Origin of the sequence: Halorubrum sp. SP9, assembly GCF_005435015.1 — an archaeon.
GTDB lineage: Archaea > Halobacteriota > Halobacteria > Halobacteriales > Haloferacaceae > Halorubrum > Halorubrum sodomense.
In genome coordinates this window covers 25,340-51,824 of sequence record NZ_SGXU01000010.1, presented here as the reverse complement: position 1 = coordinate 51,824, position 26,485 = coordinate 25,340, and the positions used below count along the sequence as shown (strand labels likewise).

Genomic DNA, 26,485 nt, shown 5'->3' with positions numbered 1-26,485 from the left:
CGCCCGCCATGAATTTGGATCTCAGCGCGGGCGTCGCCGACGGAGTCGGCGGGACGCCGCTCCGGGCGCTCCCGTGGATCGACGATGACCCCGGCGAATGTCGGTGCGATCCGACGTTCCGCGAGCCCGTGGGAACGGGCGTCGAGGACCGGGTGGTGCTCGACGTCGACGCCGACGACTGTCCCGGGCGGGGCGACCTCGCAGCGAGCCGAGACTGCCTCGCGACCGTTATCGCGGCGCTCACCGACCGCGGCGCCGACGTGATCAGGACTCGGCACCGCGGACGGGAGCGGTCCTACGCCGACGGCGCGGCCGATTTCCTGGTCGCCGCGGGCCGGTTCGCCGAGCGGGTCGAGTTCCACGAAGAGCGGCTCGCCGACCGAGTCGTCCGCGAGCCGCTCGGCGCGGCGAGGGAGGCGAGCGGACGCGCGGGCTCCGCGAAGCGGATCGCGCGTGAAACCGGGCTGCTGTCGGCCGTCGAAGAACTGAGCGGAGGCGGGATCGAGGCCGACGGCGACCGCGACCTGGAGGGGATCTTGCGGGCGCACGTCGGGCCGACGGCCGCGACCGCGCGCGTCGCTGCCGCGCCGCCTCCGGGCGCGACGCTGGTCGACCGCTGGACGGTGCCGACCGGCGCGACGGTCCGGCTCTACGCGGGCGACGACTCGCTCCGAACGTACCACCTCACGCCGCCGACGACCGACCTGAACGCCGACGCCGCGGCGACGCTCGCCGCCGCGCGGAAGCGGCTGCTCGACGATCCCGGCGGCGGCGACAGGGCGCCCGGACGGGCGGTCCGAGCGGCCGCTGACGGCGGCGATCCGGTCGCGGACCTGACCGAGATACTGCGGCGACACACCCACGGCTACGGGGTGTTCGAACACGTGTTCGCCGACGAGAGGGTGAGCGACGCGACGGTGACGGCGCCGGTCGCGGAGAACCCCCTGCGCGTGGTCCTCGACGGCGAGCGGTGCCGGACGAACGTGCGACTCCCTCCGGAGGGGGCCGCCACGCTCGCGTCGCGGCTTCGACGGTCGAGCGGCCGGGCGTTCTCGCGGGCGACGCCGACGCTCGACGCGACGATCGAGTCGGAGACCGGTCGCGTTCGGGTCGCCGCGACCACGGCGCCCGCCAGCGACGGGCTCTCGTTCACCTTCCGACGCGGCGACCCGGAGGCGTGGACGCTCGCCCGGCTGGTGTCCGCGGACACGCTCACGCCCGCGGCCGCCGGGCTGTTGTCGGTCGCGGTCGAACGGGGCGTGACGGGGCTGATAGCCGGCGGGCGAGCGGCCGGGAAGACGACGGCGCTCGGGTCGCTGTTGTGGGAACTGCCCGCCGGGACCAGAACGGTCGCCATCGAAGATACGCCGGAACTCCCGGTGGACGCCCTCGCGGACGCCGGGCGGGACACCCAGCGGCTCCGCGTCGGGGACGGGGCCGAACTCGCGCCGGCGGACGCCGTCCGGACGGCGCTCCGCATGGGCGGCGGCGCGATCACCGTCGGCGAGGTGCGCGGCGAGGAGGCACAGGCGCTGTACGAGGCGATGCGCGTCGGCGCCGCCGGCGAGACGGTGCTGGGGACGATCCACGGCGAGGACCCGGCGGCGGTCGAAGAGCGCGTCGTCACCGATCTCGGAGTCGCGCGCTCGTCGTTCGCCGCGACCGACCTGATCGCGGTTCTCGATTCCCACCGCGTCGAGTCGATCGTCGAGGTGGACGACCACGACGGCGGCGTGAGCTTCGACCCGCTGTTCGAGCGGACCGATCGAGGGCTCGTGGGGACGGGGCGAATCGACCGCGGCGAGAGTCGGTTAATCGAGGGGCTCGGCGCCCCAAACGAGTCGTACGCGGCGGTTCGAGACGTCGTCGACAGCCGGAGTGACCGGATTCGCGAGGCGGTTCGAGCGGGACGGACCGCGCCGAGGCGGTACGCCGGAGGCGACGGGGTCGGCGGTGGAACCGACGAGACCGACGACCGATCAGGCGGTTCACACGGCGGGGAAACGCCGAAACGCGGGGGTGACGAGCGATGAGCGAGACGCGATCGGCAGACGCGGACGGGTCGGCTACGGCGGACGGGTCGGCTACGGCGGGCGGGTCGGCTACGGCGGACGAATCGACCGCCTCGGAGGAACTGCGGCGTGCGGTCGCGTTCCTCGGATGGGAGAGCACCGCGGAGCGCGTCGTCGCCGCCGGGTACCGGATCGGCGTCGCCGTCGGCGCCGCGGTCACCGTCGTCACGGCCCTCGTCGCCGGTGCGGTTGCGGCCGTGCCGGCGGGGTTGGCCGCGGCAGTCGGCGGCGTACACGCGATCCACCGGGCGCCGGTGTGGCTCGCGTCGCTTCGGCGGACGCGGGCGCTCGGCGCGGCGCCGGGGCTCGTCGGTCGACTCGTGTTACGGATGCGACTCGACCCCTCGACCGAGCGCGCCGTGCGGTTCGCCGCCCGGACCGGGGACGGACCGCTGGCGGCGGCGCTTTCCCGACACGAGCGCGGGAGCGCCGACGGGCCGACGAGCGGGATTCAGGCGTTCGCCCGGGAGTGGCGCCCCTGGTTCCCCGCGATCGATCGCGCCGCGGCGCTCGTCCGAACGGCGGCGACCGCGCCGCCGGAGCGTCGCGGGCGGTGTCTGGACCGCGCGCTCGACGCGACGCTCTCCGGAACGACGGACCGACTCGCGTCGTTCGTCGGGGCGGTTCGGGGACCGGTCTCCGCGCTGTACGCGTTCGGAGTGCTACTGCCGCTGGCGCTCATCGCGCTGCTCCCCGCGGGCGCCGCCGCCGGCGTCGCGATCGGTCCCGGGCTCGTCGCCGGGCTGTATCTCGTCGTGCTTCCCGGAGGGCTGGTCGCCGCCTCGGCGTGGTTGCTCTCGCGTCGACCGGTCGCGTTTCCGCCGCCACGCATCAGCGGAGATCATCCCGACGTACCGGATCGAAGTGGCCGCGCGCTCCTCGTCGGCTGCGTCCTCGGGGCGGCGGCGGCCGTCGTGGCCGCGCGAGCCGTCGCGCCGTGGGCGTGGCCGGTCGCGGGAGTCGGCGTCGGTATCGGAACGGCGCTGTTCGTCCTCGTGAGACCCCGGCGGGCCGTGCTGTCGGACGTCCGCGAGGTCGAGCGAGGGCTCCCGGACGCGATGACCGTGATCGGCGGGGACGTGGCCGAGGGCGTCGCGGTCGAGACCGCGGTCGCGAACGCCGGCGATCGGCTCGACGGCGCGACCGGCGAGGTGTTCGAGCGCGCCGGGCGGCGCAGCGACACGCTCCGAGTGGGCGTCCGCGAGGCGTTTCTCGGACGGGGCGGGCCGGCGGCCGACGTTCCGTCGCCCAGGCTCCGCGGCGCGATCGCGCTCCTCGCCGTCGCCGCGCGGGAGGGCCGCCCGGCGGGCGACGTCCTGTTGGAGCTCGCGGATCAGCTGGAGGCCCTGCGCGACCTCGAACGCGACGCGCGACGCCAGCTCGCGACGGTAACGGGAACGCTCTCGAACACCGCGGCCGTGTTCGCGCCGCTCGTGGGCGGAGCGACCGTCGCGCTCGCGACGGGGATCGAGACGGTCGACGTCGGCGGGCTCGGGGCCGGGGCGGCCGCAGGGGCGGACGCGCTCGGCGGAGGCGCGGGGGCGAAAAGCGGGACGGCGGCGGCGGGGGGAAACGGTGCGACCGGTGCTTCGGGAGCCCTGTCGGTACCGGTGCTCGGGCGGATCGTGGGGGCGTACGTGCTGCTGCTCGCCGCGCTCCTCACCGGGTTGGCGACCGGGCTGGAACGCGGATTCGACCGGACGCTGGTGGCCTACCGGATCGGCATCGCGCTGCCGACGGCCACCGCGACGTTCCTCGTCGCGTTCGCCGGCGCCGGGCTCCTGTTGTGAGGGGCCGACGGCGGCGAGTGCGACGACGGGCGGAACCGGCTCCCCGGCGCCGATCATTTATATACGAAGCCGCGGCCAGCCGCCCCATGTTCGAGACGAACCTCGACGCGACGTACGCGTGGCTCGGCTTAGCCGTGGTGAGCGTCGCGACGGCCGGCGTGGCCGCGGCGTTTCCGGCCTCGCCGCCGCCAGACGCCGACGGCGTCGCGCACACGATCGACTCGGTCGCTGACGGGGAGTACCCCGCGACCGCCGAACACGGAATCGCGGCGGAGCGGATCCGACTCACGACCGGATCGGTCTCGCTCACGGGCGGGACGGGGACCGCACGGGCGGCGTTCGACGCACCGCGGATTACGCCGGTGATACGACCGGAGGCCCGGGGGGAATCGAACGCGACGACTGACGCGCGGCTTCGACGCGTCCTCGACGGCGTTCCCCCCGACGCAGCGTTCGACGATCCGGCGTCGTTCGCGGCGGCGGCCGAGCGCGCGCGATCGATCGAAGCTCCCTGGACGGCCGCTCCGGAGCGGATCACGGTCCGACGGGTACACTACGGAGACGTCCGCGTCACGCTCGTCGGGTGATCGCGCGGATGTCACGAGATCCCGCGAGACCGAACGCGACTGCGACGAGCGAGGGACCGATCGCGTCGCTCTCGGCGTCCGACCGCGCCGCCGTCGAACCGATCGCCGCGCTCGTCGCGGTGACGGTCGTCGGCCTCGCGCTCGGCCTGTACGCCGGCGCGCTCGACGACGCCGCACCCGACCGATCCGGACGGGCCGCGGAGGCGGCCCTCGACCGCGCCGAACGAGCGGTCACCGTCGGCGGCGTCGTCGATCCGAGGCGGCTGCGGAGAGTCGAAGCGCCGGGAACCGCGACGGCGATCGAGCTGGAGGCGAACGGCGAGCGGTGGCTGGCCGCGTCGGGTCCGGACGCCCCGGGACCGCCCGGAGCGCGGTCGCCGGACGCCGTCGCGGTCGCCGAGCGGCGGGTGACGGTTCGGGTGGCGCCCGGCCGGAACGTTCGCGGAACCCTTCGGGCGGTGGTGTGGCGGTGACCAGCACCGTCCTCGACGTGAGCGTGCTGCTGCTCTGCGTCTCCGCGAGCGTCGTCGCGCTCGGCGCGAGCGACGCCGGCGGCCCGGACGGTCCGACGGCGACGGACGCCGCGGATCGGCTCGTCACCGAGACCGCGACCGTGACGTACCGCGACGGTACCGCGCCGAACGGAACGCGACGGGTCCACGCGACCCGCGCGGAGCTGCTCGCGCTGCTCGCCGAGCGGGACGCGGACGGGGCGTTCGAACGGCGAGCCACCGAATCCATCCGTGCCGGACTCGGTCCGCGAACGCGGGTCGACGCGACGGTGGAAGTCGACGGGGAGACGGACGGCACCGGTGCCGTCGACGCCGCGGTGAACGGCGGAAATCGAGAGACTGCGGCCGCTCCGACGGCGCGGAGTCCGGACGAGCGGTCCCCGCCCAGAGAGCGCGACGGGGCCCGCCTCGGGTGGATCGAGAAGCCGGCACATCCGTTCTCGATCGCCGTCGGGAGGGAGCCGACGCGGACGGTCGGCGGGGGCGACGAGAGCGGTACCGCGACCGCGACTCGGGATCCGATCGCCGTCGGTCCCGAGCCGCCGCGGAACGCGGACGTCGCCGCCGTGGTCATCAGGCAGCCGATCCCCGGCGGGATCAGCGACGGGGACGGAGGGGATCGATCGCCGGAGGGCGTCGTCCGAATCGTCGTTCGGAGGTGGTAAGCGTGGGGAACCTGCGCCGCGATCGGTCGAACGAAGGGCGGAGCGCGCGGTCGTTCGTCGTCGACGAGCGGGCTCGAGTCCCCTTCGCGCTCGTCGGCGTACTGCTGCTCGTGACGAGTTCGGCGTACGCCGCGGGACTCGCCGAGCAGGGGTTCGTCGGGGAGGACCGGCGGGTCGAACGCGCCGTCGAGCGCGTCGACGCCGACGCGACCGCCGCGCTCCGGAGCGCGGCCAGCGAGGCCGCCTACGACGCGGCCGCGGAACCCGTGACGAACGCGCCGAACGGATCGGGACCGGTGTCGCGCGCTGTCCGCGAGGGATCCGCCTTCGAGGACGCGTTCCGGATCCGGCTCGCGATCGCCGGGGCGGAGGCGTTGGGGGCGGTCGAGAGCGACACCGGGAGCGTCAATGCGGACGCGTCGCTGCCGGCGGTCGAGTCGGCCCGCGACCTCGTCGCCGCGCGCGAGCGAGTCCGCGTCGAATCGGCCGCGAACGGGACGGCGACGCGGGTCACCTTCGAGGGCGTCGAGACGACCGCGACCCGGGGCGGCCGAACCGTCGTGAACCGGACGCGATCGCGGACCGTCACCGTCGCCGTGCCGACGCTGGCCGCCCACGAGCGGACCGAGCGGTTCGAGACGCGCCTCAACCGGGGGCCCGTCGAGGGAGCCGGCCTCGGTCGGCAGATCACCGCCAGTCTCTACGCGATGGCGTGGGCCCGCGGCTACGCCCAGTACGCCGGTGCGCCCGTCGAGAACGTCGTCGCGAACCGTCACGTGGAGCTTTCGACCAACGCCGGGATCGTGCGGGTCCAGCGGGACGTGTTCGGCGCCAGCGACCCCGACGCGCGCGGCGGCGTCGCCCGTGCGACCGCTCGGACGGGCGTGAGCGATCTGCTGTCGCCGATGGGGCCCCACAAGACCGCGTGGACCGACGCCGTCCTCGGAGCGCCGACGCCGACGAGAGGGAGCGGCGCGGAAGGGACGGGGGCGGGCGAAGGCGCGTCGTCGACCGGAGACGCGACGGCGAGCGAAGACGCGGCGTTCAGTCCCTCCGCGGATCCGACGGGCGAGACGGCGTCGGTCGAGGTCGGCCACGCGGCCGACCGCGCGGCGACCCGAGTTCACGACGACCTCGAGGAGATCGTTCGGGGGAGCCACCGCGTCGAGGCGACCGTGGAAGCGGAGACGACGCGGATCGCCGACGGCGGCCCGGTGACGCCGGATCGCCCGCGGTCGTCGCGTACCGAACCGTGGCGTCGAGTGGACACGTCGCGGCGGGAGGAAATCCGGGTCGTCGACGGAACCGACCTCCGGACGGGAACCGACGGCGAGACGGTTTCGCCCGGCGAGACGGTGTCGTTCGGCGGCGCGCTCCGGGAGGTCGTCGTGGAGCGCGCTGCGACCGCGACGTGGGAACGGCGGGTCGTCGAGCGGGGGCCGAACGGGACGGTCCGAAACGTCAGCGTCGACCGCACCGTGACGCGCGACGAGGCGTCGGATCGATACCGCGTCCGGGTTTCGGTGACTGGAACGTACGCGCCGCGCGACGGCGCGCCCGACAGACCGACGGCGACGTTCGGTGCCGGTGGTAACGACGTCGACGGACCGGATCTCGCCGACACGCCGGCGGCCGCGAGGGCGGAACTGAACCTCGAGACGGACGCCGACGTCGATCAGTTGGCGCGGGTCGCCGTCGACGGCGGCGGCGAGACGCGGTCGACGGTCGTATACGGCGCCCGATCGGAGGCGGATCTGGACCGGGTCGCGAGCGACGTCTCGGCGCTGTCGGACCGCGTCCGCAGCCTCGAGACGGAGGCGTCGATGGCCGACGCGGCGGCCGGCGAGTCGACCCCGTACAGGGACCTCGCCGCGACCGTCCGCAACCGCCGCGACGCCCTCCGGGACGCGCCCGGGCGGTACGACGGCGCGGTCGACCGCGGACGGGTCGCCGCCCGCGTCGCGTACCTCGACGCCGTTATCGAGGAACTGGAATCGGCCGCAGAAAGGCGGAAAGCGGCGACGAACGGCGTCCTCGATCGGGTGAAGGAGGCCTTCGGCGGGCCGCCCGTCGGCGAAGTAATCGCCAGCCGCGAGGCCGCCCGCGACCCGGGGACCTACGCCGTCGGTGACGGGGGCCCGGGCGGCGCCGTCACGTTCGCCCCGGAAGGATCGCCGGGATACCTGCCGCGGACCGCGGTCGACGGCGAGCGCATCGAGGGCGTCGACGGCACGACGACGCGACCGCTCGCGACCAGGAACGTGAACTACGCCACGCTCCCGTACAGCGACGTCGCCGGCGGGATCGCGGACCGGATCCTCGGCACCGACGACACCGTGCGGATCGGGGTCGCCGGGCGGTCGCTCCTCGCGGCGGAGGAGGCGCTCGCGGCGACAGGCGACGAGGATCTGCGCGCCGACCGGCGCGCGCTCGCCGGACGGGTCGACGCCTCGCTGCGACGCATCGACGAAGCGCTGGCGGAACGGCTCGCGGACCGGACCGATCTCTCTCGCGAGCAGCGGCGGGCGGTGTTGGAGAACGTCGGGGCCGAATACGACTCGCTCGGAGACAGAGCCGTCGCGGTCGGCGAGGGGGAATACCCGGACCGAGTCGCCCGCGAGGCGGCGCGAATCGGGACGCTGTCGAGGGCCGAGCGGATCGGGCTCGCGGCGCATCTCCGCGTCGAGACGCGGACGGCGGCCGGGAGAGACGCGGTCCGCGTTCCGGCCCGCTTCGTCGACGCGACGACGGCCGCGTCCCGCGCGATCCGACGGCACGAGCTCAAGTCTGCGATCGAGAGGCGGGGCAAGAAAGCGGTCGCGTCCATTCCGGACAAACGGGTTCCGAAGCCCGTTCGGAGCGTCGGCGCCGGCCTTCCGGTCGCTCCCGTTCCCGGGTACTGGGTGGCGACCGTCAACGCGTGGAACGTCCGGGTGCGCGGGGAGTACCCGCGGTTTACGCTCCGTGCGGACGTCGGGACGCCCGGGCGCCCGTTCGAGTACGTCCGAACCGCCGGCGAAGTCCGCATCGACGTGAGCGGCGAGTCGATCGCGCTGGGTGCCACGGAACCGATCTCGTTCGAGACGAGAACGGTGATCGTCGTCGCCGTCCCGGCGGGGCCGCCGGGGGTCGGCGACGTCGACGGGACGCGCGAGGAGACCTCAGCCGGCTGGCCGTGTCCGGGACCGCTGACCGCGTCGCCGGAGGCGGCGGACGAGTGTACGGAGGGGTGAGGGCCGGAGAAACCGGGGAGTGGAGAGACGCGAACCGGAGTGGACGCGTCCGACCGCAGGCGTTTTGAGACGCGGCGACGGAGTGAGCGTATGTTCCACGAGGTCGTCGACGACGGCGGACACGGACCCGACGTCGACGCCGACGAGACGACGGCGGCGGACCTGCTCGACGCCTTCGGGGCGGTGATGACGGAGGCGGCGTCGGAGATCGACACCGACCGGCTCGCCGGCGAGGTCGGGCTGACCGAGGCGGACGCGACCGCCGTCCGCGACGGCGACATCGGAGACGTCACGCTCACCGACGCCGCGGCCGTCCTCGCGGCGGCGGATCCGGACCGCGACGCGGACGCGATAGTGGCTGAGGTCCGCGACCACCTGCTGATGGGGATGGCGACCGCGGTGCTCGACGTGGACGCGATCGCCGCGAAGATCGACGCGGATCTCACCGGCCAGGAGGTCCAGCAGGCGCTGGAGGGGCGGACCGCGATGACGCTCGGGCAGCTCGCGGAGATACTCGCAGTCGTCGAGCGCCGGAAGCGATGAGGGTCGTCGTCGTCGGCTGCGGCTACGTCGGCATAGCGCTGGCGGAACAGCTCGACGCCCGCGGCCACGCGGTGACCGGCGTCCGTCGGTCCGACTCGGGGCTCGACGCGGTCGCGGCCGTCGGGCCCGAGGTGGAGGCCGTCCGCGCGGACGCGACTGACCCGGCGTCGCTGGATGCCCTACCGGACGCGGACGCCGTCGTCTTCGCGGCCAGTTCGGGCGGTCGCGGCGCCGACGCGGCGCGGGAGGTGTACGTCGACGGGCTGGCGAACGTCGTCGACGAGTACGGCTCGCGGTCGTCCCGGCCGGACCAGTTGGTGTACACCTCCTCGACCGGCGTGTACGGCGACCACGACGGAGGATGGGTCGACGAGGAGACGCCGGTCGAGCCGACCACGGAGAAGACTCGCGTCCTCGCCGAGGCCGAACGGATCGCGACGGAACGCGCGGCCGACGTGGGGATCGACGGGACGGTCGTCCGGTTCGCGGGGCTGTACGGTCCCGATAGGTATCGGCTGGACCGGTACGTGGAGGGGCCGGTGACGGCCGGCTACCTGAACATGGTCCACCGCGACGACGCCGCGGGATCGATCCGACACCTGTTGGAGGCGGACCGCGCTCGCGACCGCGTCGTCCTCGTCGTCGACGACGAACCGGTCGAGAAACACGCGTTCGCGGACTGGCTCGCGGACGCCTGCGGCGTCCCGCGTCCGGAGAAGCTGTCGAAGGACGAACGGATCGCGGCGGGGGATCTCTCGGCGGCCGCGGAGCGTCGAATCCGGACGAGTAAGCGGTGTTCGAACGAACTGCTCCGCGAACTCGGCTACGAGTTCGTCCACCCGACGTTCCGCTCGGGATACCGCGACGCCGTGCGCGCGTACCGGGCGCGGACCGCGTAGCGCGTCTCGGCCGGACGGCAGGCGATCAGGTTCGCAGTCGCCTGATAACGGGCGTTTTCGTCGGTCTCAGTCCATCGGAACGGTAACGAACCTTCATGTGTCGGGAGCGACTGGCCACAACGCATGCGAGCGATGAGCGCGGCCGGCGACCGATTCTCGCAGGCGGAAGCCATGGTTCGGCAGAACCCGGAAGTCGCCGTCGGCGTGGCGCTCGTCGTCCTGATCACCGTCGCGGTCGTCGTCGTGGTCCTCCGCGCTCGGCGGACGCCGGGAGTCAAATTCCGCCGACTACTGGCCGACGAAGAGGAGATAACGGTGCTGATGCACCCGAACCCGGACCCCGACGCGATGTCGGCCGCGGTCGGCGTGGCCTCCCTCGCAGACCAGGTCGACGTCGATGCGACCGTCCAGTACCCCGGACAGATCCGCCATCAGGAGAACCGCGCGTTCCGGACCGTTCTCGACCTCGAACTGGAGCCGATAAAACACGTGAGCGACCTCGCGGCCGAATCGGTCGTCTTGGTCGATCACAACGAGCCGCGGGGGTTCGCCGGCGCCGACGGCGTGTTGCCGATGGCCGTCGTCGACCACCACCCGGGCGACGGCGCCGGGGAGGCGTTCACCGACGTGCGGACCGACTACGGGGCGAGCGCCTCGGTCGTCGCGGAGTACTTCCGGGACAACGACGCGGTCCCCGTCCCGCCGGACAAACACGCGAGCGAAACGGGGAGCAGTCTGACGCTGTCGACCGACACCGCGACGGGCCTGTTGTATGGGATCTTGGCCGACACGAAACACCTCACCGTCGGCGCCAGCGAACCCGACTTCGCGGCGGCCGCTTACCTCTACCCCGGCGTCGACCAGGACCGCCTCGACCGCATCGCGAATCCCGCGGTCGACGCGGAGGTGTTGGAGGTGAAAGCGCGGGCCATCGCGGGACGGCGCATCGAGGGGTCGTTCGGAGTCGCAGACGTCGGCGGCGTGAACAACGTCGACGCGATCCCGCAGGCCGCCGACGAACTGATCCAACTGGAGGGAGTCAGCGCGGTCGTGGTGATCGGCGAGCGCGAGGGGACCGTCCACCTCTCGGGGCGGTCGCGCGACGACCGGGTCCACATGGGTAACGCGATAGCGGCGGTGTTAGACGACATTGACAACGCCAACGGCGGTGGCCACTCGCGGATGGGCGGCGGAACGATCGAGCCGGAGATCGACCCCACCGGGGAGACGGAGTCGGAGACCGTTGACCGCGACGCGCTCGCCGACGGCCTGTTCCGGGCGATGGCCGGCGACGTCTGACCGAGCCGCCGGAGTCACGCGACTCCCGCGACAGCCGAGCGTGCGGATTTAAGTCTCGGGCCGCGATGCGTTCGGCATGAACGTCGCTGACGCGGTCGACGACGGATGGCGGGCGCTCGTCGGCGTGGGAGTCGGCTACGCGCTCGCGGTGGGGCTGGTGTTTCTGCTGTTTTTCGTCGTGCCGTATCTGGCGGTCGCGGCGCTGTGAGGGGAAGCGTCGCGGTCGCGGAACGGGTGAACGAGAGGGAGCGACCGAATCGGACAGCGGCGCGGCGGGATCAGGCGAACGCCAGCGAGTCGTCGGCGCTCGTCTCGTCGTCCTGACTGAGCTTCTCGTGGGCCTCGAGGAAGTCGTCGAGCGTGACCTCCGTGCGGTCGTCGCGGATGGCGAACATTCCGGCCTCGGTACAGATCGCCTTGATGTCGGCTCCGGAGGCCTCGGGGGTCATCTCGGCCAGTTCCGCGAAGTCGACGCCGTCGGCGAGATTCATGTTGCGGGTGTGGATCTGGAAGATGATCTCGCGGCCCTCGGTCTCCGGTTTCGGCACTTCGATGAGGCGGTCGAAGCGACCGGGACGGAGGATGGCGGGGTCGAGCATGTCGAAGCGGTTGGTCGCGGCGATGATGCGCACGTCGCCGCGCTCGTCGAAGCCGTCCATCTCGGAGAGCAGCTGCATCATCGTCCGCTGGACCTCGGCGTCGCCCGAGGTCTTCGAGTCCGTGCGCTTCGAGGCGATGGCGTCGATCTCGTCGATGAAGAGGACGGCGGGCTGGTTCTCGCGGGCGACCTCGAACAGGTCCCGGACCAGCTTCGCGCCCTCGCCGATGAACTTGTGCACCAGCTCGGAGCCGGCCATCTTGATGAACGTCGCGTCCGTCTCGTTCGCGACGGCCTTCGCGAGCATCGTCTTCCCGGTACCCGGCGGGCCGTACAGCAGGACGCCGCTCGGGGGCGTGATCCCCACGTCCTCGAACATGTCGGGGTGTTCGAGGGGCATCTCGACGGTCTCGCGGACCTCCTGCATCTGGTCTTCGAGCCCGCCGATGTCGGCGTAGGTGACGTCCGGGGAGTGTTCGACCTGCATGACGCGGGCGCGAACGTCCGTCTCTTTTTCGAGCTTTTTGACCACCGACAGCGAGTTGTTGACCGCGACGCGGTCGTCGGGGTCGAGCTTCTCCCGCATCTCGTCGGTGATCTCGGTGAGCGCCTCCTGGTTGTTCCCGTGCTGTTTGATCACGGCGCCGTCGGGCGTGATCTCCTGTACCGTCGCCACGAACAGCGGGGACTGCTTCAGCTTCTTGTTCTCGTGGGTGAGCCGCTCTAACTTCTGTTGGTACTTGTTGTTCTCGGCGTTGGCGTCGAGGAGTTTGTCGCGCATCTCCTCGTTTTGGGACTCCAACACGTCGAGTCGCTCCTGTAAGGAGTCGATCTTCTCTTGTTTCGACGCCGCGCCCTCGTCGTAGGGCATATCGACGTCGTCGACCGTATCGCTCATTGTGTTTATTAAAGCGTCTCGCGGATAAGAGGCTTCGGGTGGGGGCACGACACCGCCCGTTTCGTCGGCGTCGACGGCGGAGGGCGGCGGACCGCACCGCAGTCGATCCGCGGTGTCGCCGCCGTGAGATACGTAGTAGTAATTAGAATGGATAGTAAATATTATCATACAGCATCCCGACGATCGGGACACGCATGAGCACGACCGATGCCGTCACCGCCGACGACGGGACCGCGGACCGCTGGGCGGCCGTTCGCGACCTCCCCCCGAGCGCGAAGCTGGTCGCGAAGGTACTGGACTACAACGACACGCTCACGCAGAGCGAACTGGCCGAGGAGACGCTGCTCCCGCCGCGGACCGTCCGCTACGCGCTGTCGCGTCTCGAGGAGGAGGACGTCGTCGACTCTCGGTTCTCCTTCACCGACGCGCGGAAGCGGCTGTACTCGCTCGGCATCTGAGCGCGGCTCGTCCGATCGTCTCGGGCGGCCGACCGTCCCCGCGGGGAGGACCGCCCGCGACGGTTTATCACCGATGCCGCGCCAGTCGGCCCGTGGTCTCGACTACCGCCGTCAAGCGCGCGCTGGCCGCGCTCGCGACTCGCACCGACACCGCGAGGCGCCCGTACGTCGCCGTGATCGACGAGGCGGACGCCGCGCGAACCGACCTGCGTCGGGCGGCCGGATTCGTCGACGCCGTCGGCCTCGACCGGCTGGCGGACGCGGTCGACGCGGCGGACCGCGCGGACGACGAGGCCGCCGCCGAGCGCGGGCGCGACGCGCTCGCCGCGTATCGGGAGTTTCGCCGCGCCGCGGCGGGTGGCGGAGAGGAACGCGGCGACCGCGACCACTTCCGCTCCGGCCCCGGAATCCCTAAGCCGGACACCGGCCAAGACCCGACCAGATGACACGGGTGATCCACACCGGCGACACCCACATCGGGTACTCGCAGTACCACTCGCCGGTCAGACGCCAGGACTTCCTCGACGCGTTCGAGGCCGTGGTCGACGACGCGGTCGACGACGGCGTCGACGCCGTCGTCCACGCGGGCGACCTCTTCCACGACCGCCGGCCCGAACTGCGGGACCTGATGGGGACCATCTCCGTCCTCCGCCGGCTCGACGACGCCGGGATCCCCTTCCTCGCGGTCGTCGGCAACCACGAGTCGACGCGTGGCGGGCAGTGGCTCGATCTCTTCGAGCGGCTCGGACTCGCGACCCGGCTGGGCGACGAGCCGGTCGTCGTGGGAGACACCGCCTTCTACGGGCTCGACCACGTCCCCGTCTCGCGGCGCGACGACCTCGACTACGCGTTCGCGGACCACGACGCCGAGTACGCGGCGCTGGTCGCGCACGGGCTCTTCGAGCCGTTCGGCTACGCCGACTGGGACACCGAGACCGTCCTGACCGAGAGCGACGTCGCGTTCGACGCGATGCTGCTCGGCGACAACCACACGCCCGACACCGCCGAGGTCGCCGACACGTGGGTCACGTACCCGGGCTCGACCGAGCGCGCGAGCGCGAGCGAGCGCGAGGGGCGCGGCTACAACCTCGTCGTCTTCGACGCCGACGCGGCCGGGGGCGACGACCGCGTCGAGATCCGGCGCCGCGCGCTCGACACGCGCCCGTTCGTCTTCGTCTCGGTCGAACTGCGCGAGGGGGAAGGCGAGTCCCGAGTCCGCGAGCGCGTTCGCGAGTACGACCTCGCGGAGGCGGTCGTCCACGTCGAAATCACCGGCGAGGGCGATCCGGTGACGCCGGCGGCGATCGAGGAGTTCGCGACCGACGAGGGCGCGCTCATCGCCCGCGTCACGGACCGGCGCGAGACCGACGCCGACGGCGAGGTGGACGTGAGCTTCGCCGACCCCGAGGACGCGGTCCGCGACCGGCTCGACGAGATGGCGCTCTCGACGGCCGCGCGCGACGTGGAGCGCGCGGTCCGCGAGGACACGGTCCCCGACGCCAACGTCCGCGAGACGGTGAAACGAAGGGTCGAGGAGCGGCTCGACGAGGAGGCGGACCTCGGCGCGTTCGAGCCGGTCGAGGCGGTCGACGAACCCGTCGATGACGGCGACGGCGGTGACGACGAATCGGAGGACGAGACCGCCGATGGCGGCGGCGACGAATCGGACCCCGACGAACCGGGACCAGATGAACGGGACGCCGACGAGCCGGAACCCGGCGAATCGGACCCCGACAAGTCGAACGCTGAGTCCGACAGCGCGGAGGCGGCGGACCCCGATCCGGCGTCGACCGACGGCCAGGTCTCCATGGAGGACTACCTGTGAAGTTCGACCGCGTCCGCCTCACGAACTTCAAGCCGTACGGCGACGCCGACCTCCGGCTCACGGAGGGGGTCACGGTGATCCACGGGCTCAACGGCAGCGGGAAGTCGTCGCTCTTAGAAGCGTGCTTCTTCGCGCTGTACGGGTCGAAGGCGCTCGACGGGACCCTCGAAGACGTCATCACCAACGGCGAGGAGGAGACGGAGGTCGAACTGTGGTTCACCCACGACGGCGTCTCCTACCGAGTCGAGCGGCGGCTCAGGTCGTACGACGGCCGGATCGACCACCGGTGTACGCTCGAAGCGACCGACGGGAGCGACGTGACACGCGACGGGGCCCGAGCGGTCCGCGAGTTCGTCACCGAGCTGCTGCGGATGGACGCCGAGGCGTTCGTCAACTGCGCGTACGTCCGGCAGGGCGAGGTGAACAAGCTGATCAACGCCACCCCGCGGGAGCGACAGGACACGATCGACGACCTGCTCCAGTTGGGAAAACTGGAGGAGTACCGCGAGCGCGCCGGCGACGCCCGGCTCGGCGTCGAGGACGTGCTGGAGAACCGGCGCGGCCGGCTCGACCAGCTCGACGAGCAGATCGCCGCGAAGGAGGACCGGGACCTCCACGGGCGCCTCAACGAACTGGAGAGCGAGCTCGGTGAGGTCACCGACGAGATCGGCCGGTACGAGACCCAGCGCGAGCAGGCGAAGGAGACGCGCGACGCGGCCGCCGAGACGCTCGAGACCCACGCCGAGAAGCGCGAGAAACTGGAGTCGGTCGAGGGCGAGGTCGAGGAGATCGAGGCCGCGATCCGGGAGGCCGAGCGGGAGCGCGACGACCACCGCGACGCGATCCGCGAGGCCCGCGAGCGGATCGAGGAGATCGAGGCCGCGATCGACGACCGGCTCGACGACGCCGGGCTCGACGCGGCGAGCGAGGCGGCGATCGCCGAGCGCCGCGCGGAGCTCGACGACCGGGAGGCGGCGGTCCGCGACGAGCTCGACGACGAGCGGGTGACGGCCGAGGGGCTCCGAAACCAGGCGACGAACCTCGCCGGGAAGGCGGACGACCGTGCCGAGCGCGCCGCCGAGGTCGAGGCCGAGGCCGACGACCTCGCCGACGAGGCCGAGGCGGCGGCCGAGGCGGCCGACGAGCGCGAGTCCTCGATCGAGGAGCTCCGCGAGGAGGCCGAAGAGATCCGCGAGCGGTTCGCGGCGGCCGACGCCGACGTCGACCGCGACGGGGTCGCCGACGAGTTAGATCGGCTCCGGGAGCGGCGCGGCGAGGTGCGCGAGCGGATCGCGGAGCTGTCGGCCGAGCTGAAGAACGCCCGCGGGCGCGTCGAGGAGGCCGAGGAGCTGCTCGCGGCCGGGAAGTGTCCCGAGTGCGGCCAGCCGGTCGAGGACTCGCCGCACGCCAGCGGGATCGAGGCGGACCGCGAGCGCGTCGAAGCGCTCGAAGCGGAGCTGGAGGACGCCCGCGAGCGCGAGGGCGACCTCGACGACCGGATCGCGGAGCTGGACGGGCTCGCGAGCGCCGCGGACCGGCTCGACGAGATCGACGACCGGGTCGAGACCCTCGAGGAGCGGGTCGCGGAGAAGCGCGACGAGGCGGAACGGAAACGAGAGGCGGCCGAGGCAAAGCGCGAGCGCGACGCCGAGCTCCGCGAAGAGGCGGACGAGACCCGCGAGGTCGCGGAGCAGAAGCGCGAGGAGGCAGCGGCGGCCGCGGCCCGCGTCGAGGAGCTCGAGGCGTCGCTGTCGGAGATCGGCGACGCCCGCGATGCGGTGACGGCGGTCGAGGAGCGCCTGTCGGCGGTCGCGGACGCGGAAGACGAGATCGAGCGCCGCCGCGAGAAGCGGGAGAACCTCGAGGAGGTGAACGACGAGCGGCGCGACCGGCTCGCCGACAAGCGCGAGCGCCGCGACGAGCTGGCCGACGCCGTCGACGAGGCGGCCGTCGAGACGGCGAGGGAGCGGAAGGAAGAGGCCGAGCAGTACCTCGAGCAGGTCGCCGAGGAGCTCGACCGCCTCGACGAGCGGCGGGAGGAGATCCAGAACGCGATCGGCGGGGTGAAAGGCGACATCCGGGAGTTAGAGGAGCTCCGCGAGGAACGTGAGGCGCTCGGCGACCGGGTGGCAGCGCTGGAGGGGCTCCACGAGGAGACGAGCGAGCTGGAGTCGATGTACGGCGACCTGCGCGCGGAGCTTCGCCAGCGCAACGTGGCCGAGTTGGAGCGCACGCTCAACGAGACGTTCGAGCTCGTCTACGGCAACGACGCCTACTCGCACATCGAGCTCGACGGCGAGTACGTCCTCACCGTGTATCAGAAGGACGGCGAGCCGCTCGACCCCGAGCAGCTTTCCGGCGGCGAGCGCGCCCTGTTCAACCTCTCGCTGCGCTGTGCGATCTACCGGCTGCTCTCCGAGGGGATCGAAGGCGCGGCGCCGACCCCGCCGCTCATCCTCGACGAGCCGACCGTCTTCCTCGACTCCGGCCACGTCTCCCGGCTCGTGCGGCTGGTCGAGGAGATGCGCGGCTTCGGCGTGGCCCAGATCGTCATCGTGAGCCACGACGACGAGCTGGTCGGCGCGGCCGACGAGCTGGTCACCGTCGAGAAGGACCCGCGCTCGAACCGCTCGACCGTCCGCCGGGAGGACGCGGCGGAGCTCGACGTCGCGTCGCTCGCGGACGACTGACTGCGGTATCGCCTGAGGGGGCGTCCCCCGGGCGCGTCGATCGACGGCTTCCGGTCGCCCCGCCCGGCGGCGAGCGGCACTCACGCCCCCGTCTGCTCGAACAGATAGACGAACGTACCGAGGGCACCGGCGACGCTAAGCCCGGCGTATACGAGTAGGTACCGCCACGAATCCGCCGCGGAGTATCGGAAAGCTGCAACTGCGGCGACCCCGGCGAGCGCGAGGAGCCCGAACATGACCGGCGGACCGGCCAGTCCGAGACGGTGAGCCAGGAGTCGTTCCGAGGCGAGCGGGGCGAGGAGACCGCAACAGACCGCGAGGAGGGCGGCGGCGAGGCGCCTGTCCCGTCGGAGCGCCATAGACGAGCGTTTTCGGACGACCGGCAAGTGCTTTCTGTCGGCGTCGAACGCCGACGCCGGCGGGGTCGGTCGTCGTCGGCCGCGCGGTCACCCGTCTCCGTTCGCCTCGCCGCGCAACAGCGCCATCGCCTCGGCCGCGACCGGGGTCGCCTCGTAGCCGCGCCGCCCCGCGACCTCGGCCTCCGCGACCAGTCCGGCCGCGCGGAACTCGGAGAGCGCGCCGTGGAGGTCCGACTCGCACATGTCGGCGGCGTCGAGGAGGTCGATCGCGGGGATCGGTCCCTCGTCGACGACCACGGCGAGCAGACCGAGCGACCGGTCGTCGCGGACCGCGCCGAGCGTCCGGCGGACCGGTTCCGGCACGCCGGAGGCGGCGGTCGCGAGCGGCGACTCGCCGTCGACGACGCTGAGCTCCTCGTTGTCGACGTACCGCTCCGCGCCGGTAGCCGGGTCCCGCACGCGGCTGGACTCGGCGGAGCGCTTCACGAGGAGGTACGTCTCGCCGTCGCCGTCGCGGACCGTCTGCATGGTCGGAAGGGGGCGCTCGTCGGACATTACGTTTCCGGGGGCGCCGCCTCGGGGGCGGCGTCCGGGTCCGCGTCGCTCTCCGGAGCCGTGTCGTTCCGAAGATTCGCGTCTGGCTCCGGATCCGCGTCGCGCTTCTCGTCTCGCGACCGCTTCCACGACCGGTACGTCTGGTAAGTCCGGACGCCGGCGAACAGGCCGACGACGAAGAGGGCCGGCCCGACCCGCGACCAGCCCTCGAAGTACCACACCATCGGCCCGAGCGCGACGAGGAGGACGGCGGCGTTGGCGTAGATGACGGCGACGACGAACGCCCGGAGGGTGCGCTGGTCCACGTCGCTCGCGCCCTCGAAGTCGCCCCCGTCGTCGAACGTCTTCACCGAGGGCGCCTTCGGGACGTCGGGCGTCATCTCCCGCTCGGCGTCGGAACTCTCGCCGACGGAGATTTCGCCCTCGTCGTCCTCGTCGAGGCTGAACACGCCCCGGCGTACGCCGCGCCGGGGCAAAGGGGTTCCGGGGCCGAACGAGGCGGCGAGCCGCGCCGGCCGACCGCGGCGCTGGGGCCGGGAGCCCCGTCAGAGCGCGTCGGCGAGCCGTACCGTTCGGCTCGCTTCGACCCACGCGAGCGGGTTCGTGGCGTCGAACAGCACCACGTTCCCGTCGTCTTGGTACACCTCCACCTCGGCGTCGACCGCGTCGGAATCGGCCGGGCGAGCCGCCTGGGATTCGGAACGTGGGTCCGAAGACATGAACCGTGGTAAGTCATCACACATTAAATGCCTTTCCGTGGCGGGATAGCTCGCCGCACCCGAAAGCCGAGTTTTTTAGCCGGGTGACGCCGAAGCACGGGTATGACTCAGTCGGGGCTGTCGGACTTCTCGTCGAGCGGGGACGCGGGCGACGGGGCCGACGGCGGCACGGAAACCGAGCGAGAGGACCTCGCCGCCCAGGAGGCGGCCGTCGTCGCCGGAAGCGGACGGGGACGCGTCAGCGACGTGGTCGACGTCGACGAGGCGAAGTTCCCGGAGTCGACCGGGACCGTCGAGCTGATGATCACCCAGATCGACTACGCCGTCGAGGGGTACGGCAGCGACGAGTACCCGGTCGTCCACGTGTTCGGCCGGCGACCGGCCGAGAACGTCGACGGCGACGCCGAACACGTCGACGGCGACGCCGACCGCGACGTCGTCGAACACCTCCGCGTGCTGGGCGTCGAGCCGTACTTCTACGTCCCCACGGCCGACCTCGACCGCGACCCCGTCGAGGAGTACGACGTGGTGATCGGGACGCGCGAGGAGAACCCGGACGGCGAGCCGTACGAGAGCATCCGCGGCGAGCCGCTCACCCGGATCGTCACGCGCACGCCCCGCGACGTGGGGAACATCCGCGACGACTTCGAGACCAGCTTCGAGGCGGACATCCTCTTCCCGAACCGCTTTCTGATCGACAACGGCCTCAACGGCGGGATCCGCGTCGAGGAGCGGCGCCTCGACGACGGCGAGGGGACGATCCAGGTCCACGAGGGGCACCTCGAACCCGCGGATGTCGACGCCGAGATGCGCGTGAACACCTTCGACATCGAGGTGGACGACCGGCGCGGCTTCCCCGAGGACGGCGAGGAGCCGATCATCTGTCTCACCAGCCACGACTCCTACGACGACGAGTACGTCGTCTGGCTGTACGACGCGCCCGAGGCCGAGATCCCGCCGCCCGAGGACCTCCCCGACTACGAGGGGATCGTCGGCGACGGCGAGGAACTCGACTTCCGGGTCCGCACCTTCGAGGAGGAGGCCGCCATGCTCGACGCGTTCGTCGAGTACATCGACGAGACGGACCCCGACCTCCTGACGGGGTGGAACTTCGAGGACTTCGACGCGCCGTACGTGCTCGACCGGCTGGAGGTGCTCGACGAGGAGAGCGAATACGACCTCGACGTCGACCGGCTCTCCCGGATCGGCGAGGTGTGGCGCTCGGGCTGGGGCGGCCCGGACGTGAAGGGCCGGGTCGTCTTCGACCTGCTGTACGCCTACAAGCGCACGATGTTCACGGAGCTGGAGTCGTACCGGCTCGACGCGGTCGGCGAGCGCGAGCTCGGCGTCGGCAAGGAGCGCTACACCGGCGACATCGGTGACCTCTGGGAGCAGGACCCCGAGCGCCTCCTAGAGTACAGCATCCGCGACGTGGAGCTGTGCGTCGAGATCGACCGGAAGCAGGACGTGATCGCCTTCTGGGACGAGGTGCGCACCTTCGTCGGCTGTAAGATCGAGGACGCTCCGACGCCCGGCGACACCGTCGACATGTACGTCCTCCACAAGGCGTTCGGGAAGTTCGCGCTCCCCACGAAGGGCCAACAGGAGTCGGAGGAGTTCGAGGGCGGCGCCGTCTTCGACCCCATCACCGGCGTGAAGGAGATGGTGACGGTCCAGGACCTGAAGAGCCTCTACCCGATGTGTATGGTGACGATCAACGCCGGGCCGGAGACGAAGGTCGACCCCGCGGAGCACGACGGCGAGACGTACGTCGCGCCCAACGGGACCCACTTCCGAAAGGAGCCGGACGGCATCATGCGCGAGATGGTCGACGAGCTCCTCTCCGAGCGCGAGGAGAAGAAGGCGCTCCGGAACGACCACGAGCCCGGCACCGAGCCGTACGAGCAGTACGACCGCCAGCAGGGAGCTGTCAAGGTTATTATGAACTCTCTGTACGGCGTTACGGGGTGGGATCGGTTCCGCTTATACGACAAAGAGGGCGCAGCAGCCGTCACGGCGACCGGTCGAGAGGTCATCGACTTTACCGAGGAGGCCGCAGAAGAGCTTAATTATCAGGTTGCTTATGGTGATACCGATTCGGTTATGTTATCTCTTTCTGACATGTCAAAGGAGGAGGCGATCGAGACCTCCTTCGAGATAGCAGACCACATCAACGAGCGGTACGACGACTTTGCGCGCGACGAGCTCAACGCCGACGAGCACCGCTTCCAGATCGAGTTCGAGAAGCTCTACCGGCGGTTCTTCCAGGCGGGCAAGAAGAAGCGGTACGCGGGCCACATCATCTGGAAGGAGGGGAAAGACGTCGACGACATCGACATCACCGGCTTCGAGTACAAGCGCTCGGACATCGCCGGCATCACGAAGGAGGTCCAGCAGAACGTCATCGAGACGATCGTGACGGGCGACGACATCGACGAGGACCTAGAGGAGGTGAAGGAGTACCTCGTGGACGTCATCGCGCGCGTGCTCGACGGCGACATGGACCTCGACGAGATCGGGATCCCCGGCGGGATCGGGAAGAAGCTCGACGCCTACGAGACGCCGACCGCACAGGTGCGCGGGGCGAAGTACGCGAACCTCATGCTGGGGACCAACTTCGGCAGCGGGTCGAAGCCGAAGCGGCTCTACATCGAGAAGGTCCACCCCGACTTCTGGGCGCGGATGGAAGACGAGGAGGGGCTCGACCCGCAGCGGGACCGCCTGTACGGGGAGTTCAAGCGCGACCCGGACGTGATCTGCTTCGAGTACGCCGACCAGGTGCCCGACGAGTTCGAGGTCGACTGGGAGAAGATGCTGGACAAGACCCTCAAAGGGCCGATAGAGCGGGTCATCGAGGCGCTCGGGATGTCGTGGGAGGAGGTCAAGACCGGGCAGGAGCAGACCGGGCTCGGCTCGTTCATGTGACCGACGGCGAGGCGAAAGGCGCCGCGTCGAAAGCAGTTTTCGATCGAAAGAAAATTTCTTGGTCGATCTGCGATTTTTGACGGGGAAATGCGTAACCATTAACCCCCTCAACACCCACTATCGAGGTACGAGGCACGAGAATACACATGGCTACTCTCGAAATCAACGATCTTCACGCACGAGTGGCGGAAGAGGGCGGCGAACGAATCCTTCTGGGGGTCGATCTGACCGTCGAGTCCGGGGATATCCACGCGCTGATGGGCCCCAACGGCTCGGGGAAGTCGACGCTCGCGAAGGTTATCGCCGGCCATCCCGCCTACGAGGTCACCGACGGCGAGATCCTGCTCCACCTCAGCGAGGAGGACGTCGCCGACGTCGACGCCGATCTGGACGACGAGGACTATCACTGGGAGCTGCTCGAGCTGGAGCCGAACGAGCGCGCCGCGCTCGGCATCTTCCTCGGCTTCCAGTACCCCGCGGAGATCGAAGGCGTCACCATGACGAACTTCCTCCGGCAGGCGCTCAACGCGAAGGCGGACGAGCGCGAGGAGCTGTTCGAGGACGAGGAGGAGGCTGAAGAGGAGGCCGAGGCCGACGACGAGGACGACGAGGGGTACGAGACCTCTCCGATGGAGGGGCCCGCGGACGACGGCGAGATCGGCGTCGCCGAGTTCCAGGAGATCCTCTCGGAGAAGATGGAGCTGCTCGACATGGACGAGAAGTTCATGCAGCGCTACCTCAACGCCGGCTTCTCCGGCGGCGAGAAGAAGCAGAACGAGGTCCTCCAGGCCGCGATGTTGGAGCCCAGCGTCGCCGTGCTCGACGAGATCGACTCCGGGCTCGACATCGACCGCCTGAAGGACGTTTCGAAGGGGATCAACGCGCTCCGCGACGAGCAGGGCACGGGCATCCTCCAGATCACTCACTACCAGCGCATCCTCGACTACGTCGAGCCCGACCACGTCCACGTCATGCTCGACGGCGAGGTCGTCAAGAGCGGCGGTGCGGAGCTCGCCGAGAAGCTGGAGGACGAGGGGTACGACTGGGTCCGCGAGGACGCCTTCGAGGCGGCGTAACCGAATGCGGGCACGCGACACACGTAAACACGGAAAGCGGTAACAAAACACTATGAGTTCACAACAGGACGACCTCAAGGAGACAGACACCGAGGCTCGCTTCGAGTTCAAGAAGGAGGAGAAGTCCGCCTTCCAGAGCGAGAAGGGCCTCACCGAGGAGACGGTCCGCGTCATCTCGGAGGACAAGGACGAACCGGAGTGGATGCTGGAGCGGCGACTGCGCGCGCTCGAGCAGTTCCAGGAGATGCCGATGCCGACCGACTGGCCCGGCCAGCCGGACCTCTCGGAGGTCGACATCAACGAGATCGTTCCGTACATCCGACCGGACATCGACAAGCGCGGCGGCGCCGACAGCTGGGAGGACCTCCCGGAAGAGATCCAGGACACGTTCGACAAGCTGGGCATCCCGGAGGCCGAGAAGAACGCGCTCTCGGGCGTCGGCGCGCAGTACGAGTCCGAGATCGTCTACCAGAACATGCAGGAGCGCTGGGAGGAGAAGGGCGTCATCTTCTGTGACATGGACAAGGCCGTCCGGGAGCACGAGGAGATCGTCCGCGAGCACTTCATGACGAAGTGCGTCCCCCCGAGCGACAACAAGTTCGCGGCGCTTCACGGCGCCATCTGGTCCGGCGGCTCGTTCGTCTACGTCCCGGAGAACACCACCGTGGAGATGCCGATTCAGGCGTACTTCCGGATGAACTCCGAGGGGATGGGCCAGTTCGAGCACACGCTCATCATCGCCGAGGAGGGCTCCGAGGTCCACTACATCGAGGGCTGTTCCGCCCCGAAGTACTCGGCCTTTAATCTCCACTCCGGCGGCGTGGAAGTGTTCGTCGGCGAGGACGCCCACGTTCAGTACTCGACCGTACAGAACTGGTCGAAGAACACGTACAACCTGAACACCAAGCGCGCCATCGCAGAGAAGGGCGGACGCATGGAGTGGATCTCGGGGTCGATGGGGTCGAAGGCGACGATGCTGTACCCGTCGACGATCCTGAAGGGCCGCGGCGCCTCCGACAACCACATCACCATCGCCTTCGCGGGCGAGGGTCAGGACATCGACACCGGCGCCAAGGTGTACCACAACGCGCCGGACACCAAGTCCACCGTCGAGTCGAAGTCGATCGCGAAGGACGGCGGCCGCACCAACTACCGCGGCCTCGTCCACATCGCGGACGGCGCGGAGAACTCCTCGACGGCCGTCGAGTGCGACGCGCTGATGTTCGACAACGAGTCGACGTCGGACACGATGCCGTACATGGAGATCAACGAGTCGAAGGTCGACGTCGCCCACGAGGCGACCGTCGGGAAGATCGGCGACGAGGACATCTTCTACCTCCAGTCGCGCGGTCTCGACGACGACGACGCGAAACAGATGATCGTCTCGGGGTTCATCGAGCCGATCACGGAGGAGCTGCCGATCGAGTACGCCGTCGAGCTGAACCGGCTCGTCGAGCTGGAGATGGAAGGTTCGCTCGGATAACATGAGCACGAAGCAAATCGAGAGCCTCTCGGAGGACACGGTACGACGCATCGCCGACGAACGCGACGAGCCCGAGTGGCTCTTGGAGACCCGCCTGGACGCGCTGGCGGCCTTGGAGACCGCGGAACTCCCCGACGTCATCCAGACGCCGGGCCGCCGCTGGACCGACCTGGAGGCGCTCGACTTCGAGGCGCTCGTCGACCCGCTGAACCAGGCGGACGAGACCGAGCGGACCGCGGGCGACGACGAGGCCGTCGTCCTCCCGTTCACCGAGGCGCTCGCCGAGTACGGCGACGTCATCGAGGCGAACTTCGGCTCCGTCCTCGATCCCGAACACAACTACCTCACGGCGCTTTCGGTCGCGCTCTTTACCACGGGGACGTTCGTCTACGTCCCCGAGGGCGTCGACGTCGAGGACGTGACGGTGCGCGCGGAGATGAACTCCCGCTCGCTGTTCAGCCAGACGCTCGTCGTCGCCGAGGAGTCGTCGTCGGTGACGATCCTCGAGTCGATCGAGACCGGTGACGGCGAGGCCGCCGCCTCGGCGGGAGGCGACGACCGCTACTTCTCGAACCTCGTCGAGGTCGTCGCGGGCGAGAACGCGAACGTCCAGTTCGGCTCGCTACAGAACCTCGACGACGACTCGTACACCTACTCGCTGAAGCGCGGCGTGACCGACACGTACGCGACCGTCGACTGGATCGAGAGCAACTTCGGCTCGAAGCTCACCCGCTCCGACATCGAGACCGAACTCGACGGCGACGGCTCCGAGAGCCAGATCGTCGGGACGTTCTTCGGCACCGACGACCAGCACTTCGACATCAACGCCCGCGTGTGGCACCAGGCGGAGCAGACGACCGCCGACCTGGTGACGCGCGGCGTGCTCGACGACGTCGCCCGCTCCGTCTACGAGGGGGTCCAGGACGTGGGCGAGGACGCGTGGAACACCTCCAGCTACCAGCGCGAGAACACGCTGATGCTGTCGGACGACGCCGAGGCGGACGCGTCCCCGAAGCTGATCATCCACAACCACGACACCGAGGCCTCCCACTCCGCGACGGTCGGACAGGTCGACGCCGAAGACCTGTTCTACCTCGAGAGCCGCTCGATCGACTCGCGGACGGCTCGGAACATGCTCGTCGAGGGCTTCTTCGTGCCCGTCTTAGAGGAGATCGCGGTCGACGAGTTCCGCGACGACGTCGAGGAACTCGTCTTGAAGCGCCTTCAGTAACGGTCGGCGCCCGCCCGTTCGTCCGCCCGCCGAACGGATTTTTCCCGTCTCGTCCGCGGAGCGACCGG

23 protein-coding genes are annotated in these 26,485 nt (G+C 70.5%); 18 read left to right on the top strand and 5 right to left on the bottom strand.

Annotated features, from left to right (window positions below):
* The first annotated feature begins 8 nt into the window (after positions 1–8).
* The 10 genes from EXE45_RS07830 to EXE45_RS21685 all read left to right on the top strand — a co-directional run bounded on the left by EXE45_RS07830 (position 9) and on the right by EXE45_RS21685 (position 11,808).
* On the top strand, positions 9–2,033 hold the full coding sequence (locus EXE45_RS07830) for an ATPase, T2SS/T4P/T4SS family (RefSeq protein ID WP_137693994.1): 2,025 nt from the start codon (positions 9–11) through the stop codon (positions 2,031–2,033).
* Positions 2,030–3,862, top strand: coding sequence for a type II secretion system protein (locus EXE45_RS07825; protein WP_137693993.1), 1,833 nt, complete (start codon positions 2,030–2,032; stop codon positions 3,860–3,862). The genes EXE45_RS07830 and EXE45_RS07825 overlap by 4 nt, the downstream gene beginning before the upstream one ends.
* 86 nt (positions 3,863–3,948) lie before the next feature.
* Complete coding sequence (locus tag EXE45_RS07820) at positions 3,949–4,449, top strand: hypothetical protein (RefSeq protein WP_092920660.1); 501 nt, start codon at positions 3,949–3,951, stop codon at positions 4,447–4,449.
* An 8-nt stretch (positions 4,450–4,457) separates the two neighbouring features.
* On the top strand, positions 4,458–4,922 hold the full coding sequence (locus EXE45_RS07815) for a hypothetical protein (protein WP_092921313.1): 465 nt from the start codon (positions 4,458–4,460) through the stop codon (positions 4,920–4,922).
* The gene (locus EXE45_RS07810) at positions 4,919–5,626 is read left to right on the top strand and encodes a hypothetical protein (protein WP_241989437.1); all 708 of its coding nucleotides are present in this window, start codon (positions 4,919–4,921) and stop codon (positions 5,624–5,626) included. Before EXE45_RS07815 ends, EXE45_RS07810 begins: the two co-directional genes overlap by 4 nt.
* Positions 5,620–8,859, top strand: a complete 3,240-nt coding sequence (locus EXE45_RS07805; RefSeq protein ID WP_137693991.1) for a hypothetical protein — start codon at positions 5,620–5,622, stop codon at positions 8,857–8,859. Before EXE45_RS07810 ends, EXE45_RS07805 begins: the two co-directional genes overlap by 7 nt.
* A 90-nt stretch (positions 8,860–8,949) precedes the next feature.
* The gene (locus EXE45_RS07800; RefSeq protein ID WP_092920657.1) at positions 8,950–9,402 is read left to right on the top strand and encodes a DUF5791 family protein; all 453 of its coding nucleotides are present in this window, start codon (positions 8,950–8,952) and stop codon (positions 9,400–9,402) included.
* Positions 9,399–10,301 carry an NAD-dependent epimerase/dehydratase family protein gene (locus EXE45_RS07795; protein ID WP_137693990.1) on the top strand — a complete coding sequence of 301 codons (903 nt, stop codon included), beginning with the start codon at positions 9,399–9,401 and terminating at the stop codon, positions 10,299–10,301. The genes EXE45_RS07800 and EXE45_RS07795 overlap by 4 nt, the downstream gene beginning before the upstream one ends.
* Before the next feature lie 123 nt (positions 10,302–10,424).
* Positions 10,425–11,600 carry a bifunctional oligoribonuclease/PAP phosphatase NrnA gene (locus EXE45_RS07790; RefSeq protein WP_092920655.1) on the top strand — a complete coding sequence of 392 codons (1,176 nt, stop codon included), beginning with the start codon at positions 10,425–10,427 and terminating at the stop codon, positions 11,598–11,600.
* 76 nt (positions 11,601–11,676) lie between these two features.
* A complete protein-coding gene (locus tag EXE45_RS21685) occupies positions 11,677–11,808 on the top strand; it encodes a hypothetical protein (RefSeq protein WP_255510255.1) in 132 nt (43 codons plus the stop codon).
* Positions 11,809–11,878: 70 nt separating this feature from the next.
* On the opposite strand, the gene EXE45_RS07785 is transcribed toward EXE45_RS21685, so the two are convergent.
* A complete protein-coding gene (locus EXE45_RS07785; protein WP_092920654.1) occupies positions 11,879–13,096 on the bottom strand; it encodes a proteasome-activating nucleotidase in 1,218 nt (405 codons plus the stop codon).
* Between the two features lie 194 nt (positions 13,097–13,290).
* Between EXE45_RS07785 and EXE45_RS07780 the strand changes: the two genes are divergently transcribed.
* From EXE45_RS07780 to rad50, 4 genes are all read left to right on the top strand, one after another.
* Positions 13,291–13,554 carry a helix-turn-helix domain-containing protein gene (locus EXE45_RS07780; RefSeq protein WP_049931722.1) on the top strand — a complete coding sequence of 88 codons (264 nt, stop codon included), beginning with the start codon at positions 13,291–13,293 and terminating at the stop codon, positions 13,552–13,554.
* Between the two features lie 92 nt (positions 13,555–13,646).
* Positions 13,647–14,000: a hypothetical protein gene (locus tag EXE45_RS07775; RefSeq protein ID WP_137693989.1), complete on the top strand. Its 354-nt coding sequence runs from the start codon at positions 13,647–13,649 to the stop codon at positions 13,998–14,000.
* Positions 13,997–15,379: a DNA double-strand break repair protein Mre11 gene (gene mre11 / locus EXE45_RS07770; protein WP_137693988.1), complete on the top strand. Its 1,383-nt coding sequence runs from the start codon at positions 13,997–13,999 to the stop codon at positions 15,377–15,379. The genes EXE45_RS07775 and mre11 overlap by 4 nt, the downstream gene beginning before the upstream one ends.
* On the top strand, positions 15,376–18,069 hold the full coding sequence (gene rad50, locus EXE45_RS07765) for a DNA double-strand break repair ATPase Rad50 (RefSeq protein WP_137693987.1): 2,694 nt from the start codon (positions 15,376–15,378) through the stop codon (positions 18,067–18,069). Before mre11 ends, rad50 begins: the two co-directional genes overlap by 4 nt.
* Before the next feature lie 80 nt (positions 18,070–18,149).
* Here rad50 and EXE45_RS07760 read toward each other — a convergent pair whose 3' ends face one another.
* The 4 genes from EXE45_RS07760 to EXE45_RS20385 all read right to left on the bottom strand — a co-directional run bounded on the left by EXE45_RS07760 (position 18,150) and on the right by EXE45_RS20385 (position 19,702).
* Positions 18,150–18,428 carry a hypothetical protein gene (locus tag EXE45_RS07760; RefSeq protein ID WP_137693986.1) on the bottom strand — a complete coding sequence of 93 codons (279 nt, stop codon included), beginning with the start codon at positions 18,426–18,428 and terminating at the stop codon, positions 18,150–18,152.
* A gap of 87 nt (positions 18,429–18,515) precedes the next feature.
* Positions 18,516–18,956 (bottom strand): hypothetical protein, encoded by a 441-nt coding sequence (locus EXE45_RS07755; protein WP_137693985.1) that lies wholly within the window; start codon positions 18,954–18,956, stop codon positions 18,516–18,518.
* 26 nt (positions 18,957–18,982) lie between these two features.
* Complete coding sequence (locus tag EXE45_RS07750) at positions 18,983–19,432, bottom strand: hypothetical protein (protein WP_092920648.1); 450 nt, start codon at positions 19,430–19,432, stop codon at positions 18,983–18,985.
* 96 nt (positions 19,433–19,528) lie between these two features.
* Positions 19,529–19,702 carry a hypothetical protein gene (locus tag EXE45_RS20385; RefSeq protein WP_167603334.1) on the bottom strand — a complete coding sequence of 58 codons (174 nt, stop codon included), beginning with the start codon at positions 19,700–19,702 and terminating at the stop codon, positions 19,529–19,531.
* 102 nt (positions 19,703–19,804) lie between these two features.
* On the opposite strand from EXE45_RS20385, the gene EXE45_RS07745 reads away from it, so the two are divergent.
* The 4 genes from EXE45_RS07745 (at position 19,805) to sufD (ending at position 26,417) form a co-directional block, all read left to right on the top strand.
* Positions 19,805–22,627: a DNA-directed DNA polymerase gene (locus EXE45_RS07745; RefSeq protein ID WP_092920647.1), complete on the top strand. Its 2,823-nt coding sequence runs from the start codon at positions 19,805–19,807 to the stop codon at positions 22,625–22,627.
* A gap of 146 nt (positions 22,628–22,773) precedes the next feature.
* Positions 22,774–23,703, top strand: coding sequence for an ABC transporter ATP-binding protein (locus tag EXE45_RS07740; RefSeq protein WP_092920646.1), 930 nt, complete (start codon positions 22,774–22,776; stop codon positions 23,701–23,703).
* Positions 23,704–23,755: 52 nt separating this feature from the next.
* Positions 23,756–25,186: a Fe-S cluster assembly protein SufB gene (sufB, locus tag EXE45_RS07735; RefSeq protein ID WP_092920645.1), complete on the top strand. Its 1,431-nt coding sequence runs from the start codon at positions 23,756–23,758 to the stop codon at positions 25,184–25,186.
* Position 25,187: 1 nt separating this feature from the next.
* Positions 25,188–26,417, top strand: coding sequence for a Fe-S cluster assembly protein SufD (gene sufD / locus EXE45_RS07730; protein ID WP_092920644.1), 1,230 nt, complete (start codon positions 25,188–25,190; stop codon positions 26,415–26,417).
* Positions 26,418–26,485: the final 68 nt, after the last annotated feature.